This window comes from Paenibacillus sp. FSL R5-0517, from assembly GCF_037974355.1.
Classification (GTDB): domain Bacteria; phylum Bacillota; class Bacilli; order Paenibacillales; family Paenibacillaceae; genus Paenibacillus.
Map to the genome: position 1 here is coordinate 3,268,018 of NZ_CP150235.1, position 15,986 is coordinate 3,284,003.

At 43.7% G+C, this 15,986-nt stretch carries 13 protein-coding genes; 9 read left to right on the forward strand and 4 right to left on the reverse strand.

Annotated elements, in window-relative coordinates; translation table 11 throughout:
• Window positions 1-103 precede the first annotated feature (103 nt).
• Complete coding sequence (locus tag MKX40_RS14630; RefSeq protein WP_339242655.1) at window positions 104-985, reverse strand: AraC family transcriptional regulator; 882 nt, start codon at window positions 983-985, stop codon at window positions 104-106.
• A gap of 27 nt (window positions 986-1,012) precedes the next feature.
• Entirely contained in the window at window positions 1,013-1,624 is a 612-nt protein-coding gene (locus MKX40_RS14635) for a helix-turn-helix domain-containing protein (protein ID WP_339242657.1), read from the reverse strand.
• 138 nt (window positions 1,625-1,762) lie between these two features.
• Here MKX40_RS14635 and MKX40_RS14640 point away from each other — a divergent pair, with 138 nt between their 5' ends.
• From MKX40_RS14640 to MKX40_RS14655, 4 genes are all read left to right on the forward strand, one after another.
• On the forward strand, window positions 1,763-2,524 hold the full coding sequence (locus tag MKX40_RS14640) for an alpha/beta fold hydrolase (protein ID WP_339242658.1): 762 nt from the start codon (window positions 1,763-1,765) through the stop codon (window positions 2,522-2,524).
• Window positions 2,525-2,716: 192 nt separating this feature from the next.
• Window positions 2,717-3,151: a ribonuclease domain-containing protein gene (locus MKX40_RS14645; protein ID WP_339242660.1), complete on the forward strand. Its 435-nt coding sequence runs from the start codon at window positions 2,717-2,719 to the stop codon at window positions 3,149-3,151.
• Window positions 3,152-3,165: 14 nt separating this feature from the next.
• Window positions 3,166-3,441: a barstar family protein gene (locus MKX40_RS14650; RefSeq protein ID WP_339242661.1), complete on the forward strand. Its 276-nt coding sequence runs from the start codon at window positions 3,166-3,168 to the stop codon at window positions 3,439-3,441.
• A gap of 284 nt (window positions 3,442-3,725) precedes the next feature.
• A complete protein-coding gene (locus tag MKX40_RS14655) occupies window positions 3,726-5,420 on the forward strand; it encodes an ABC transporter substrate-binding protein (RefSeq protein ID WP_339242663.1) in 1,695 nt (564 codons plus the stop codon).
• A 124-nt stretch (window positions 5,421-5,544) separates the two neighbouring features.
• Here the strand turns inward: MKX40_RS14655 and MKX40_RS14660 are convergent, their stop codons facing one another.
• Window positions 5,545-6,414: an AraC family transcriptional regulator gene (locus tag MKX40_RS14660; protein WP_339242664.1), complete on the reverse strand. Its 870-nt coding sequence runs from the start codon at window positions 6,412-6,414 to the stop codon at window positions 5,545-5,547.
• A gap of 163 nt (window positions 6,415-6,577) precedes the next feature.
• On the opposite strand from MKX40_RS14660, the gene MKX40_RS14665 reads away from it, so the two are divergent.
• The 5 genes from MKX40_RS14665 (at window position 6,578) to MKX40_RS14685 (ending at window position 14,872) form a co-directional block, all read left to right on the forward strand.
• The gene (locus tag MKX40_RS14665) at window positions 6,578-8,083 is read left to right on the forward strand and encodes a glycoside hydrolase family 43 protein (RefSeq protein ID WP_339242667.1); all 1,506 of its coding nucleotides are present in this window, start codon (window positions 6,578-6,580) and stop codon (window positions 8,081-8,083) included.
• A gap of 7 nt (window positions 8,084-8,090) precedes the next feature.
• Window positions 8,091-9,641 carry a glycoside hydrolase 43 family protein gene (locus tag MKX40_RS14670; RefSeq protein WP_339242669.1) on the forward strand — a complete coding sequence of 517 codons (1,551 nt, stop codon included), beginning with the start codon at window positions 8,091-8,093 and terminating at the stop codon, window positions 9,639-9,641.
• Between the two features lie 126 nt (window positions 9,642-9,767).
• The gene (locus MKX40_RS14675) at window positions 9,768-11,447 is read left to right on the forward strand and encodes an extracellular solute-binding protein (RefSeq protein ID WP_339242670.1); all 1,680 of its coding nucleotides are present in this window, start codon (window positions 9,768-9,770) and stop codon (window positions 11,445-11,447) included.
• Between the two features lie 48 nt (window positions 11,448-11,495).
• A complete protein-coding gene (locus MKX40_RS14680; RefSeq protein WP_339243067.1) occupies window positions 11,496-13,262 on the forward strand; it encodes a histidine kinase in 1,767 nt (588 codons plus the stop codon).
• Window positions 13,247-14,872, forward strand: coding sequence for a response regulator (locus tag MKX40_RS14685; RefSeq protein ID WP_339242673.1), 1,626 nt, complete (start codon window positions 13,247-13,249; stop codon window positions 14,870-14,872). The genes MKX40_RS14680 and MKX40_RS14685 overlap by 16 nt, the downstream gene beginning before the upstream one ends.
• Before the next feature lie 111 nt (window positions 14,873-14,983).
• Here MKX40_RS14685 and MKX40_RS14690 read toward each other — a convergent pair whose 3' ends face one another.
• Entirely contained in the window at window positions 14,984-15,751 is a 768-nt protein-coding gene (locus MKX40_RS14690; RefSeq protein ID WP_339242674.1) for a helix-turn-helix domain-containing protein, read from the reverse strand.
• Window positions 15,752-15,986 lie beyond the last annotated feature (235 nt).

The window sequence follows — 15,986 nt, forward strand, 5'->3', positions numbered from 1 at the left end:
TACTCCTCTACTGATTAATTATTGCTCTCGCTAAATTCATCATAATAAAGGATTTTATTAATATCTACAGTAATGTTGAGTGTGTAATAGCAAAATATTGCGGTTAGTCGAAAAATAATTTACGGTACACAAGGCTTTCACCACCGCTTCGAAATTCGCCTGGCGTAACCCCGGTTATACTGCGAAAAGCTTTGATAAAATAACTTCCACTGGAATAACCAACTTGTTCGGCGATGACTTCAATGCTAAGAGTAGTTCCGCGCAGCAGTTCGAAAGCTTTCTCGGTACGTACACGGGTGAGATAAGCACCTGGAGTCAAGCCTGTACTGGAGGAAAAGCGACGTATAAAGTGATATTTGGAAAGGGAAACATACTCGGCAAGGTGATCAATACTGATCATCTTGGAGTAATTGTTCTCTATGTATTCAACGGCTATTTGAATGTTTTCAGACCAATTCTTCCTGTTGCGTAATGTTGTTCTCTGTAAGCGGGTCAATTCTGTCATGAACTGATATACGCTGGATGATGCAATCAGAGGATCAGTGATTCTGCCTGCCGCCGCATCAGTCACGATCATACGCAACAATCGGATGGGTGTACAATCAACGGGGAGATAGGGAACTTCTCCCGCTTCCCGAAGGAATTTTCGCCAATGGGACAGAATAAGAGTGGGTCTGAACAACAGGAACAGAAACTCCCAAGGTTCTTTTGACGCTGAATCATAGTAATAGCGATGTGCTCCTGGAATTTCTGCCAAAAAAGCTTGTCCTGCGGAAACATGATGTATGCAATTGTTTGACTCAAATACACCTTCACCCGAAGTTGTATATTGGAATAATAGAAGAGGCCCGTCCGAACGTTCAAGTCCATCCCAATGATAAGAAGGTTCAGTTATTGAATCACTTCCGGCTGCATAGAGTACACACAGTTGGAGCTCTTTGTCTTCGGCGAATCGAAACCCATAAGTTCCTCTGGGGATATTCATATCAGCTCTCCTTGTTGCCCCAAATTTTCATTGCGCTCCGCGAATGAAAATATCCACTAGTCTCTGGCCTAATGATAAATTGGAACCATATTTATTCAGGTTATCTTCCCGATTACCCATTAGCATCATGGTCGAGAAGGTCTCTGCCAGAAAAAACGGATCGTCCATCCGTAGTCTGTTTTCATCCATTGCCCGTTGAAAATGAATGGCTAACACTTCGTGAATATGATGCTCTGCATCCCGTATGTCCTGAATCTGGACCTGGTCAAGAAAAGGTTCAGCTTCTCGGAGCATCGTTACAATCTCTGCATGTGGATTGGCCAGTCTGGCCTCTGCCAAACGCACAAGCCCCGCCTCCAGACTCTCGGCTTGATCGAGCATATGCGAGGTTAATCGGCTCACATTCTGAAGCATCGTTGTGAAGGCAACTTTAAACAGCTCTGGCTTGCTGGTGAAATGATAATAAATGGTTGGTTTTGACACGTTACATGCTTTGCCAATTTGCTGAAGTGTAACCGCTTCGTAGCCATACTCCATGAACAGCTTTGAAGCTGTTTGTATGATGGTTTGCTGAATGGAGATATCGTCATCGCCATGTTTGGGTCTTCCAGGCAAACGTTTGTGTGATTTTTCTGTCATTGGACTTCCCTCCATGAATATTTTATGACAAATAACGATGGTTAGCAAAATCATCTTGTAATTATACTTACCGGTAAGTATAATTTGTGAAGAGTTAAAATAAGAACATATTATCCTCATGACAAGGTGGTTTTAGGGTTGAAAACAGCACAACGTACAAACAAATGGAAGAAGATAATCATATGGACGATCTTGTCCATCGTTATCATCGTAGCCGGAGCTTTCGTATATCTTAATTCGGTAACGTATAGTCCTTCTGAACGAGCTGAAGCGGCAATGATAAGTGATGCACAGGTTAATGTCACCAAGATTAAGGACGGTTACCGGTTTGAACCGGTGGGTACAGAGGTAACTGAACCGAATATTATTTTTTATCCGGGCGGTCTGGTCGAACCTGAAAGTTATTCTCCGTTTACCAGAGCAATGGCAGAAGAGGGACACCGCGTATACATCGCGAATATGCCAATAAACTTGGCCATTTTCGGTCAGAACAAGGCTGATTCCTTTGTAGAGGAACACCCCGATGAAGCATTTGTTATTGGCGGCCATTCATTGGGAGGCTCATTCGCATCACGGTATGCTGCCGAGCATACGGAGAAGTTGAAAGGCGCCTTTTTCTTGGCTTCTTATGCAGATGAAGGAGGTAGCTTGAAGAATACGGATTTGTCTATCTTACAGATTACAGGTTCCGATGACGGAGTGCTTAACCGGGAAGACTGGGAGAGCGCCAAAGCAAATCTTCCAGAAGACACAACATACGTCACTATTGAGGGTGGGAATCACGGTCAATTCGGCTCATACGGTATGCAAAAAGGAGACAATCAGCCTGCTATTACGAAAGAAGAACAGTTGGAAGAGGTTGTCGTAGCATTGCGGAACTGGATGGATAAATTAAAATAATATAATACATGTGTCGAATGATCATGATTCGTGATACGATTAAAGTCGCTATTTTAGCGACTTTTTTTAGTTGAAGAATAACTCTGTGCACTATGGAGCAGGACTAACTGCTTTTATTGATTGAATTTCATTTCAATGATAGGCTTATAAACGGTAGACAGCATAGCAAGAACACCTAAAGGAGAAAAGATTATGTTTTTCAGAAAATTCGCTTACACATTAGTAATCATCCTCGCCGCATTATTGTTCTCCGGTTGTACATCAGAGTCTTTACTGGACGTCGGATCACCTCAAGTTTCGGAGGATATGGGATTCGATGAGATTGCCAATTATATCTCGGAGCATAAAGAGCTCCCACCCAACTATATCACCAAGAAAGAGGCCAGGGATCTGGGATGGGAAGCCAGTGAAGGAAATTTACATGAAGTGGCTCCAGGTAAAAGCATCGGCGGTGACGTGTTCGGGAACCGGGAAGGACTACTCCCAAACAAAAAAGGCCGGATATGGTATGAAGCCGATATCAATTACACAGGAGGACGGCGCGGAAGCGACCGAATTCTATACTCGAATGACGGTTTAATCTATAAGACGACAGATCATTACAAGTCATTTGAACAGTTAAAATAAACGGAGGTCATGATATGAGCAATATTCAGATTGACGGATACCACATTCACAGCAAGGAAGAATTGCATCAAGTACTTCGGAATCAGCTTGAGTTAGACGAGAACTACGGAGGCAATCTGGACGCGCTGTGGGATGTCTTAACCGGGGCTGTAAGCATGCCGCTTACCGTTCAATGGCTTGGCTTCGAGAAGAGCAAAGAAATTCTTGGAGATTACGCAGATCAAGTCATCGAATTGTTGCGGGAAGTTGAAGCGGAGATCCAAGGATTTACGTTGGAATTATATTATTGAAAATATGTTTGGTGTGATGAGGCGATGGGCAACCATCGCTTTTTTGGTCTTCAGATTCTCATCAGATTCTACTCAGACACATGTCTAGATCATGCTATTTTCATGGCTTAATAATCAAGGTTGGGGTTATTAGACTTCCTTATACTTTAAGCATGGAATAGGTTAGGCGGGAGTGTAATTGTACACTAGCGGTTGAATATGTAAGCGTATACCACTCCATAGCGAACCATCTTAATGTCTGGATTGATTATTACAACTAACACCATTTAGGGGGCAGAAAAATAATGAGAGCCGTTTCAAAAATGCTAGGAGCATGTCTCGTAACGAGTGTCGTGCTGGTTTCCGCAGGTTGCGGAAACGCTGCAGAGAATTCCGAATCGAATACCAGTGACCCCAACAGTCCGATTACGTTTACCTTCTTTGGCGCAGATGCAAGTCCTAACTGGAACAATATGCAGGATGCTGTAGGGAAGAAAATTACGGAAGAAACGGGTGTAACCCTTAATGCAGAATTCGATATCTCAAGCGGAGGAGGAAACGACCGGATATCCCTTATGGCCGCCAGCGGTGATTACCCGGATTTAATATTCCCTAAAGGTAACCTGAGTAGACTCGTTGATGCTGGTGCAATGATTGATCTGACGGATCTGATTGAAGAGCATGCACCCAATTTGAAAAAAATCTATGGTGAGCAGTTTAATCGCTTGAAATATAGCAATGAAGACCCATCCATATATTGGATTCCTACGAATGGTGCAATTGATCAAGAAAGCTTCGATGCCACGAATGGTGCTGCTATTCAGCACCGAGTAGTCAAAGAGCTTGGATACCCCGAGATCAAAACCTTGGAGGATTATGAAAATGTCCTGCGTGAGTATTATAAAAATAATCCAACTACCGATGATGGCCAACCGACAATCCCGCTGACACTCAGTGCAGATGGATGGCGGCGAATGATCACCGTTACCGATCCGGCTGTGATGGCAACTGGAGGACCTGGGGATGGTGAATATTTCATTAACCCAGACACATATGAAGCTGTTCTTCATTATAAGCGTCCTGAGGAGAAGGAATATTTCCGTTGGTTGAACAAAATGTATAATGAAGGTCTAGTGGATAAAGACAGTTTTGTACAAAAGGATGATCAGTATAAGTCCAAAATCGCCAGTGGACGTGTTCTATCGGTGCTTGATCCGCTTTGGGGATTCAGCGATGCGGAAAATGCCCTTAAAAGTGCTGGCAAGGACGACATGACTTACGGATTCTATCCGGTAACGCTGAATGACAGCTTTCAACGCAAAGATTTTCAGAATATGGGCTTTGATGGATATGGTATCGGCATAACCGTTAATGCTGAAGACCCTGTCCGGGCCATCAAATTCCTGGATTGGCTTTCTTCTGAGGAAGGTCAAGTGTTGAGGAACTGGGGGATTGAAGGTGAACATTACGTTGTGGAAGACGGAGTTCGCAAAATACCGGCAGATATTCAGGAGCGTAAAAACAAGGACAATAGCACATTCAGCAAAGAAACCGGTATAAACTTATACACTATTTTTGGTGCTCATTATGGAGACGGTGTCAAAGATTCAACGGACAACTATTATACAACCAACTATCCTGAGCAGATCCAGGAAGGTTACTCTGATATTGAAAAAGAAACGCTGAAAGGTTACGGCATTACAACTTGGAAGGAGCTCTTTCCTAACGGAGATGAGTTCCCGGTGAGAGAATGGGGCGCTGCTTATAATATGCCGATTCCTACGGATAGCGGAGATTATAACGTGGTGTATCAGAAGACACAAGATATTATCCAGAAACGGATTGCGGAAGCAATTACATCCTCTCCGAGTGCCTTTGAAGGCATATATGACAATATGATTTCAGAACTTGATAAAGCAGGTGCAGTTGGGATGGAACAGCAGTACTCAGAGTGGATTAAAGATCGTGTTAGATTGTGGACGGGAAAAGAGGTCAATTAACTATCGGATATGATCACAATAATGGTTGGTTTACAGATCCGAAGATAAATACGTCAAGAACTAGAAAACATCGAGCCGTTCTGCATGGCTCGATGTTTTCAGTTTACATTGAATGAACTTGTCATTATTTTAGTAAGACTTCCGTTGCTTCACGTCTTTGTTTGATATATTTACCGGGGGAGATGCCGACCATTTTGGAAAAACTGCGAATGAAATTGGCATAGTCACTAAAGCCTGATTGAAAGCATGCATCCGTAATACTCATTCCATCAGATAGATGAAATTTGGCCCGTTCTATACGACGACCCAAAATATAGGAGCGGATTGTTAGTCCGGTATGCTTTTTGAATTGTCTGCTGATGTATGTGCTGTTCATATAGAATGCATCGGCAAGTTTGCGAAGTGTAATATCTTGATTTAGATGAATTTCAATGTAATCCATCGTTTCACGAATCAGCTCGGGCATGATGTCATTGGGAACAAATGAGTTGTTGTGAAACCAGACGTTAACCAAAACCAACAATTGGGCTACCGCTGCATTAATCTTGATGTCCGTGCCATAAGCATCCGAAGCAAGCAGTTCCTCCAGTTCGTTTGTCCATTGCATCATCATTTTCAAGCTTTGATCGTCCAAATGTACGATATTGCCCTTTCCTTTGGGGCGATGATCAAAACATGACAACAGATTAGTTGATGGTGTAGACAGCTGATAAAGGTATGTTTTTTTGAGATTGATTGTAATGCGCTCATACTCGGATTCATCTAGAATAAAGGCTCGGTGCATCTCCTCGGGTGACATCACAAGCAAATCCCCCGGTTGCACATGATAGCATCGATTTTCTACATAAAAGTGGACATTGCCACGTAGGAACAGGTAAATCTCATATGCATTATGGCGATGATAGATCGTTTCCAGCTTATACGTTGTTACGCGGTGCAGATATAAGAGTTCAGGCTGGATGGGATCGTAAAAACACTCAGAGGATCCACTCATGAAGTACCTCCCGTCATTTCACGCAATAAATAGAGCGGTTAACGCAATGAAATTGTACTCAGCTTACCTTAAAATGTAATCATCCTATCATGATACCTTTTGTATTGCAAACGCTTTCTTATAAAAGACGTAACGAATAACGATTATTAGGGGGATTATTTCGATGAATCAACATACTACACCACATTCAGGTGAGCAAAAGCAAGACCAGGCAGCCAATCTAGGGGAGATTGGAAAGCTTCGTCCAAACGGGAACCCTTTGGTGGCCCACAAATTCGGAGCCGATCCCTATGCTCTGGTATTTAACAATAGAGTCTACTTATATATGACAAGTGATAAGCTTGAATATGATAAGGATGGTCTTCCTCAGAAAAACAGCTATAGTTCAATCAACCGGATTACGGTCATTTCCTCAGATGACTTAATCAACTGGACTGATCATGGGGAGATCAGAGTTGCCGGACCTCAAGGTGCAGCAACATGGGCTTCGCAATCATGGGCCCCGGCAGCTGCTCATCAAATCTTGGATGGCGAGGATTGCTTCTTTCTATATTTCGCTAACAACGCCAGTGGAATCGGGGTATTGTCTGCACCAACACCTGTAGGTCCATGGGTAGACCCCATCGGAAAAGCACTTGTTACAAGAGAGACTCCGGGAGTGGAAGACGTAACTTGGCTGTTCGATCCAGCTGTAATTGTAGATGATGATCATCAGGCTTACCTTTACTTTGGTGGTGGTATTCCGGAAGGGAAAGCAGGAAGACCTGATACGGCAAGAGTTATGCGGTTGGGAGACGATATGATCAGTGTCGTTGGTACAGCTAAGGTTATTCAGGCGCCTTATATGTTTGAAAGCTCAGGGATACATAAATATAATAATAATTACTACTATACGTATTGTTCCAATTTTGACAAGGAAGATCGGCCAGAGGGCAGCCCGCCACCTGGTGAGATTGCATATATGACCAGCGTTCAACCAATGGGTCCATGGACATATCAGGGCACGCTGCTTCAGAATCCCGGACACTTCTTTGATATTGGCGGCAACAACCACCAGGCTATATTTCAACTGGCAGATCAGTGGTACATTGCCTATCATGCCCAGACATTATGCCAAGCCATGAATATCCCCGAAGGTTACCGTTCAACACATCTGAATCGAGTCGAGCATGATGCGGCTACGGGGAAGATTAAGAAAGTACATGCAGATTATCAGGGCGTGGATCAAATCAAGTACTTCAATCCCTATGCGCGGGTAACGGGTTCCACGATTGGATGGAGCAGCAGAGTATCCACTGAGCAATATCCGGACTCGGGTGAGATGTCTCTGTCAGATTCGAATATCATTGCCGCCAAGCTGCAAAATGAAAGCTGGATAGCTATATCCAAGGCTGATTTTGAAAGTGGAGGACCTTCTACCTTCTCAGCCATGATTTCGAATCAAGGAACCGAAGGTATGTTGGAGCTCCGTATGGATCGCACGGACGGACCTTTAATTGGAGAACTGATTGTTCAGCCCGCCACCGAATCGCTTCAATGGATGGAAGTAACAACCAAAGTTACGGGTGCGCAAGGTGTGCAAGACTTGTACATTATCTTTAGAAGTACAACAGACAGCTCAACTATCCTTTTGAGAGAATGGCAGTTTAATAGAAAAAATGAGGTGTAATTAAAGCATGTATCCAAATCCGATTATTTGGGCCGATTACCCAGATCCTGACGTGATTCGTGTAGAGGACACATATTACATGGTTAGTACAACCATGCATATGATGCCGGGATGTGTCATTCTGCGTTCATATGATCTGATCCATTGGGAAGTAGCTACCTATGTGTACGACACACTGGACGATACACCCGCGCAACGGCTGGAAAATGGTCAGCAAATATATAGTAAAGGCATGTGGGCCGCATCCCTTCGTTATCATAAAGGCATGTTCTATGTCATTTTTGTCGCAAATGATACCCGTAAAACGTACTTGTACACGTCGACCTCCATCGCAGGTGAGTGGAAGAAGCAAGTAGTGGAGGGATTTTACCATGATTGCTCTTTATTTTTCGATGATGATGAACGAGTGTATCTTGTGTACGGGAATACCGAGATCTATCTGACTGAATTAAGCTCTGATCTGACCGGTCCCAAACCGGGTGGAGTGCATCGCTTGATTGTAAAAGAAGAGCAGCCTTATCACCTTGGTTATGAAGGAGCACATTTCTACAAGATCAATGGCAAATATATTGTGTTCCTAATTCATATTACGAAAGCTTCCGGCCGGAGAACACAGGCTTGTTACGTGGCTGAATCTCTGGAAGATGTCTTCACTGGTGGAGAAGTATTTAATGACGATATGGATTATTTTAATTCTGGTGTTGCTCAGGGTGGCATCGTGGATACGCCGAATGGGGACTGGTACGCAATGCTGTTTCAGGATCATGGGGCTGTAGGGCGAATTCCTGTTTTGGTTCCACTCCATTTCGATCAAGGTATTCCGATATTTGCGAGCAAAGCTCCAAAGCAGATTGATATTCCGAGCACCAGACCAAAGTACCGTTATAATCCGTTAATAGGTAGCGACAATTTCAATTATGAAGCCGAAGAAGATGGAAGAATACGCCTCCATGACTTTTGGCAATGGAATCATACCCCTAATCAAGAATTCTGGTCTGTCACAGAGAAACCCGGGGTTTATCGTGTTCGGACGGGACAGATCAGCCCGAATCTGACATTCGCCGTCAACACACTAACCCAGCGTTCAATGGGGCCCGCTTGCGAAGCAATCGTTACGCTTGATGGCAGCCGTCTGAATAATGGCGACTATGCCGGGCTGTGCTTTCTGATTGGTTCATACGGAATGATCGCTCTTACGAAGCAGGATAACCAGTTTTACTTGGTCATGCATGCTAGAGATGGTGAGGACTCGACCATATTTGGTAATCTGATTGACCAGGAGCCAGCTACGGAGCATGAACGTATCCCTGTGTCAGGTCCAGTAGTTAAACTAAAAGCATTCGGAAATTTTGAGAACAATCTGGATGAGTGCTCTTTTGCCTACTTCGATGGGATGGAATGGAGAGATATCGGGATTGTCCATAAGATGATATATAAACTGGATCATTTTATGGGTTGCCGAACGGGGTTGTTTGTATATTCAACCCAAATGGTTGGAGGAACAGCTGACTTTTCGAATTTCGAATATTGTGTGATTAATCCGGAAGAGAAACAATGAACATATGTAAAAGCCGCCCAACGGCGGCTTTTCGTATTCAATAATTACAAGTTGTTGTACAATGATATGGATTCAAAGTTGACAGAGAGAAAAGAGTTGTTCAAACCGAACTGGGGGCATGTCGTCATGTATAAGAGATGTCTGGACATAACAAAATGGACCTTTATTCTGTTCCTTGCTGTGTCGATACCAGCAGGTCATACCGATGGAAATTCCAAACAACATCATTCGCAGCCAGATGGGCAGCAGATCCAACTTCCCGCGTTGTATGAGAAATATTCTCCTCCCATAGTAGTCTCTTTTGTCAGGGAAACCGGAGATGACCTTGAGCGTATGATTAGCCAGTTGCCTGGGGAGACGATGCTGGATAATCGCTGGACTCGTTTGTATGAGAAGGAGCTAGGAATTCAGATTCACTACGACTGGATTGCTAATGGAGATGTGTACAATCAGAAACTGGGTGTATCCCTTGCTGCAGGGCGTTTCCCTGATGTGGTCAAAGTAAATCCATATCAACTTAGACAACTGAGCAACGCTGGATTGATTGAAGATCTAACCCGTGTGTACCAAGAGCATGCTTCACCACTTACGAAGAGTATATTAGAGGCAGAGGGAACAGGAGCATTTGATGCGGCAACCATTGACGGCAAATTGATGGCTATTCCCGAATCTTCTTCCTCCATTGAGACTGCACAATATCTGTGGATTAGAACCGATTGGTTGGAGAATCTGGGGCTGCGGCCACCTGAAACGATGGAAGACCTTCTTCAGATTTCGAAAGCGTTTACAGAAGGAGATCCAGACGGAAACGGAGAGCAGGATACGTACGGACTTGCGCTAACGAACCATCTATGGGATCCAGTTATGGGAGCTGCAGGACTGATGTCAGGCTACGGTGCCTATCCTACGATATGGGTTAAAGATGCGGAAGGAAAACTCACTTATGGAGGTATCCAGCCTGAAGTCCGAGAGGCTCTGAAAGCATTGCAAACGATGTATCGTGAAGGCCAGCTTGATCCGGATTTTGGCTATAAGAGTGGAAGCAAGGCGTCTAGAATGGTTCAGGATGGAAAGATAGGGATGCTCTACGGGGAACAGTGGACATCCTTTATGCTTCAGACCACCCGTGATACGGATAACGATGTAGAATGGCAGGCATATCCCATTGTTGCAAAGTCTGACCAGAGTCTGTTTGTTCCGCTACGTTCCAACACTGGTCAATACTTTGCTGTAAAAAAAGGCTTCTCTAATCCAGAGGTCGTGGTTAAGCTCATGAATCTGCATCTGGACATCAACTGGGGGGATCAGGCACAGTATGAAACATACTACAATGATGACTCCAAAGCTGTGTGGATGCTTTCACCGGTGACTCCTTTTCCCGGTAATAAAAATATAGATGCTTACAAACAAATTCGGGATGCCAGAATTACAGGGGACTACTCTGCTCTGCAGAATGAAGCTCTCGCCATTCACAAACGAATTGTAGCCTATGATGTGAACCATGTAGAGAGCGGCTGGGGCTGGAAACAAACCTATGGGCCTTCGGGTGCTTTTAGCATTGCAGATTCTTATGAACAAAACGGTCAACTTCTCTATGACCAGTTCACTGGCGGCATTACGGATACCATGGTTGATCGACAAATCATTCTTCGAGATCTTCAGCTTGAAGCCTATATGAACATTATTCTAGGCAGGTCGATCGATGAGTTTGATCAATTCGTAGAGAACTGGCGCAAGCTGGGGGGAGATCAGATCACATCGGAAGTTAACGCGTGGTTTCGCACCAGCAAGCCAAAGGAATACTAATGTTCACTTTATTCATACAAGGAACCAACTCAGCCTTTGGCATTGGAGGTGAACGTATTGATCAAGATCCCTGCTAGATCATGGCTTAATAGTATATTTGCGCGATTAATAATTACCTATCTGGTATTCGTGCTTCCACTTATTCTTCTTGGAGTGTATCTGTATCATTGGAGTTATGACAATGCAAGCCAGGAAATATCGTTGTCAACGGAGAGACGGTTGAACCAATATGTCGTGGAATTGAACAGAGAGATGGAATGGATGGAATTACAGCAGTTTGATATCGTTGAGGATCGAAAATTGAATCGTCTGGCGATTCTCTGGGATATGATGGATCAGGTTGAGCGGCGTGATACATTAAATTACCTGACCGAACGACTCGCTTCATTTAAGAACAGCACTGCTTATATCAAAAACGTTCATGTACATATCCCTTCTGTCGGCAAAAGTATATCCGCGATCCAAGGCATCGACGATTTCAATAAAAGTTCTTACCTATACTTCGGTTCAAGCATGCAAGGAAAAGGTACACGTTTCACGGTGAAGGAGGACACCCTGAACCTCAGTGCCGTCAGGCTGACCGGCACGAGGGGAGAGCCTCCGCTTTTTGTCATTCAAGTGGAGCTGGACACAAATCATTTTCAAAATGAACTCACACGACTTAATCTGTACCCGGAGAGTTCGACTTTCCTGATTGAGGACAAAACGGGGCATGCCATCACAGATAACCATCAAGCTAGTGTTATTCTCGCGAATTACCGTGAGCACAGTATAAAAGGTACACTGGATGGCTTTCGGATGAAGGTGGGGGACACCATGTATCACGTTAGTCAGTTGCATATGGACTCCCTTGGCTTATCCGTAGCTACATATCTACCCGAGGCCATTGTCACCAAACCGCTTAGCAAGTTCTATCATTGGGCTTGGCTGTTTGCAATTACATCATTTGTTGCCATCACGGCGTATCTGTATTCTAGCTACAAGTTGATTCATATTCCGTTACTGTTGTTGGTGAAAAGATTCAAAAAAATGGAGGGAGGCATGCTTGATGTTCCCATCGCGCATAATCGAAAGGACGAATTCGGCTTCCTCTACACCCGTTTCAACCTCATGATTGAAAATCTTCAATCCCTGATCGACCGGGATTTCAAGAAAACACTGATGATGCAGCGGGCCGAGTTGAAACAGCTCCAATCCCAGATTAATCCTCATTTTCTGTACAATAGCTTCTTTATTCTGAATTCACTGGCAAGAACAGGGGAAACAGAGCGTATTGAGCAGTTTACTAATATGCTTGGCGAATATTTCAGGTTCATCACCCGGAATGAAACCGATCATGTGAAGTTGAAAGTGGAAGTGGAGCATTCACGAATCTATACAGAGATTCAACAATTACGGTTCTCCAGACGAATCAAAGTTGATTTTGGGTCACTCCCTGCTGAGATGGAACATATTCACGTTCCCAGACTCATTATTCAACCGATTATTGAGAATGCATATGAACACAGCCTTGAAAAGAATACGGCCTCCGGTCTTCTAATTATCGGGTTTACTATGGAAGGTTCATATGCCGAGATTACCGTAGAAGATAATGGAAGCGAGTTGGATGAGCAACATATTGAAGCTCTTCAGCAACGCTTGCATAAGGACGGAGGTACGGATGAAATGACCGCGTTAATAAATATCCATCGACGTCTGGTCCTGACGTATGGAGAAGGAAGTGGCCTTTTCCTATCCAGAAGTAAATTGCAAGGATTAAAAGTCACAATTCGAATCCAGTGGAAAGAAGGAGAGAACGAATGTATCGACTTTTGATTGTAGATGACGAGGAGATTATTACGGATAGTCTCTATGAAACTTTCGCCAGACATATACCCGACCAGCTTGATGTATGTAAGGCATACTCTGCTACAGAAGCATTGTCCTGGATGCAGCGTTCTAGAATTGATATTGTTCTAACAGACATTCGCATGCCGGGCATGAGTGGCTTGGAACTGACAGAGCGAATTCAAGCCAGTTGGCCGAATTGTCGCGTCATTTTTCTGACAGGACATAGCGATTTTGATTATGCCTATCAAGCTTTTCAGATGGCCAATGTACGTTACTTGCTCAAAACGGAAGGTTATGACAAGGTGATGTCTGTTGTCGAAGATGTGATGGAAGAGATCCGGCAAAGTCACAGCATGCTTGAATTGTTGGAACATTCTCATCAAGTCAACTCTCAGCTTGCACGGATTCAACAAAAAGAGTACTTGCGGAAGCTGCTTCAAGATTGTACAGCAGTTATGGCTTCTACTAATGATATGCAGGACGAATTATTCAAAAGAGATATCAGATTACAGATAAACTCGCCAATTTATCTCATACTGGGTCGGTTCAATAATCCGCCAGAAAAAGGTTCGGACCTCACAGAAGTCCAAGAATCTGTTCGCATTATCGGTTCTTCTCTAATGCATGATCGAACAGCGTACGTCAGCGTAACGGACCATTATGGAGATACAATCTGGTTGATTCAGCCCAAGCAGGAAGAAGAGATGTCCAATGATAAACTTGTACGGTTTCTAGAAGGCACACTGGAACTGGTACAGGAAGCTTGCATGGTATCTCTTGGCGTATCCATTGCATTCTCATTAAGCAGTCAAAGCTGCGAATGGTCCGAGTTAACCAAACAATATGAACGTCTGAGATTACTCCAGTGGATGAAAATAGGGGATGGCGTATCCATGGTGCTCACGGATCATCGCAATGACCTCTCATCTGACGTACCCAAAGAATCCATGCGTATCTCAAACCGGATTGAGATTATGTCAGGATATTTGGAAACGGGGCGAATTCAGCCTTTTTACGATATATTTGAGGAACTTGCAGGCGAATTGTTGCAGCAGGAGATTACGATGGAACGTGCAATGGAAACCTACTATAATCTGGCTTTATTATTACATTCGACAATCAATCGGTGGGGTCTTCAACAGAAGATTCCTGATCAACGAAGTTTGCTGCATTTAGGGGAGTATACATGCATGAAGGATGCAGTTCAATTTTTGTATCGTGCTGCCGATGAATTAGTCCGGTACAAGAGGTCCAATGAACAGGAACGCGCTAACGTTGTCATTCATTCTTTATGCAGTTACATCAAGGATAACCTTGAGAAAGATCTTTCTTTAGTAAGATTGGCTGAACTTCATCATTTCAATCCATCCTATCTATCCCGATTCTTTAAGCAGGAAATGGGAATTAACCTGTCCGAGTTCATTGACGACTGCCGAATAAGAAGAGCCAAAGAATTGCTTCAGAACCCGAATTTTATGGTACGTGAGGTCGCACTCCAAGTGGGATACGAGGCTGCACATTCGTTTACCCGACTTTTTAAGAAAATAACAGGAATGACCCCCCAAGAATACCGGGAATCCCTTTTGGTACGTTAATTGTGAATTCTCAGGAATTGGCTAGCTCAAATAACCACAAAAAACGCAGGGAGAACATCTCCTGCGTTTTTCTGTAGTTATTTAACAAACATAGCACATCGGCAATCCACCCTAGGCCGTGTGGATTTTTTGTCGTCTATAAGCATTAGGACTCGATCCGGCGTACGCTTTGAATTTTTTATAGAACCAATCAATATCCTTATAACCTACCTCAATCGCTATCTCATATATTCGCAGATTCGTGGAAGACAGCAGTTGCTGTGCCTTTTCCATACGTTGCTGGAGCATATAATCATTGAAAGACATCTTCTCTTCCAGTTTGAACTTCTGCCCAAGGTAGGCACAGTTAAAATGAAGCATATCAGAGATCTTCTTCAGCGTGATTTCATCACTCAGATGATCCCGTACATAGGCTTTGACGATACGAATCACATGACTGGAGTGCATGGGTTTACCATTCATTTGAACAGGCGTTTTGAAGAACGACGACGTTTTGTGTGCCGGATCGGTTTCAAGGTGGGATCGAAGTCCGTGCAGACTGTTAAGTAAAGAAGAGGGACTAACAGGATACGGTAGATAATCATTCACCTGATACGTAAGGGCTTTGCGTACGAACCTGAAGTGATCTCTTCCACCCATCAGGAGGATGGGGATCTGACTTTTCTTTCGAATCTCGTTGCATAACCAGAGCCCCGCGGTATCGAACCTCTCTGTATGTACCATAACAAGGGAAAAGTCTCGTTCTGACAATGCGGTCAAAGCTTCGGACGATGAGAACACACAATTAGCGATAGTATATTGAGCTTTGCTCCGTAGCAACATCTGTTGCAACTCTCCGCACAAACGACGGCTGAAATCCACAAGTAAAATATCATACATGAAGCAATACCTCACCTTCTGCTGAATTGTAATCCGCCAGATTAAACTCAATGATGACGTAATTTCATTATGGTAATAAAAGAAAGCGCATACAATGTGCATATTTTTGTAGAGAGTGCATTTCTTTACCAATTGGAACCCAGAATGCAATTTGTACGCACAAAATCATGGAAATCTATATTCAGCCGGGGTAAACACCTGTATTTTGGCAGGTTGTTTGCGCTTTCATTTGGGC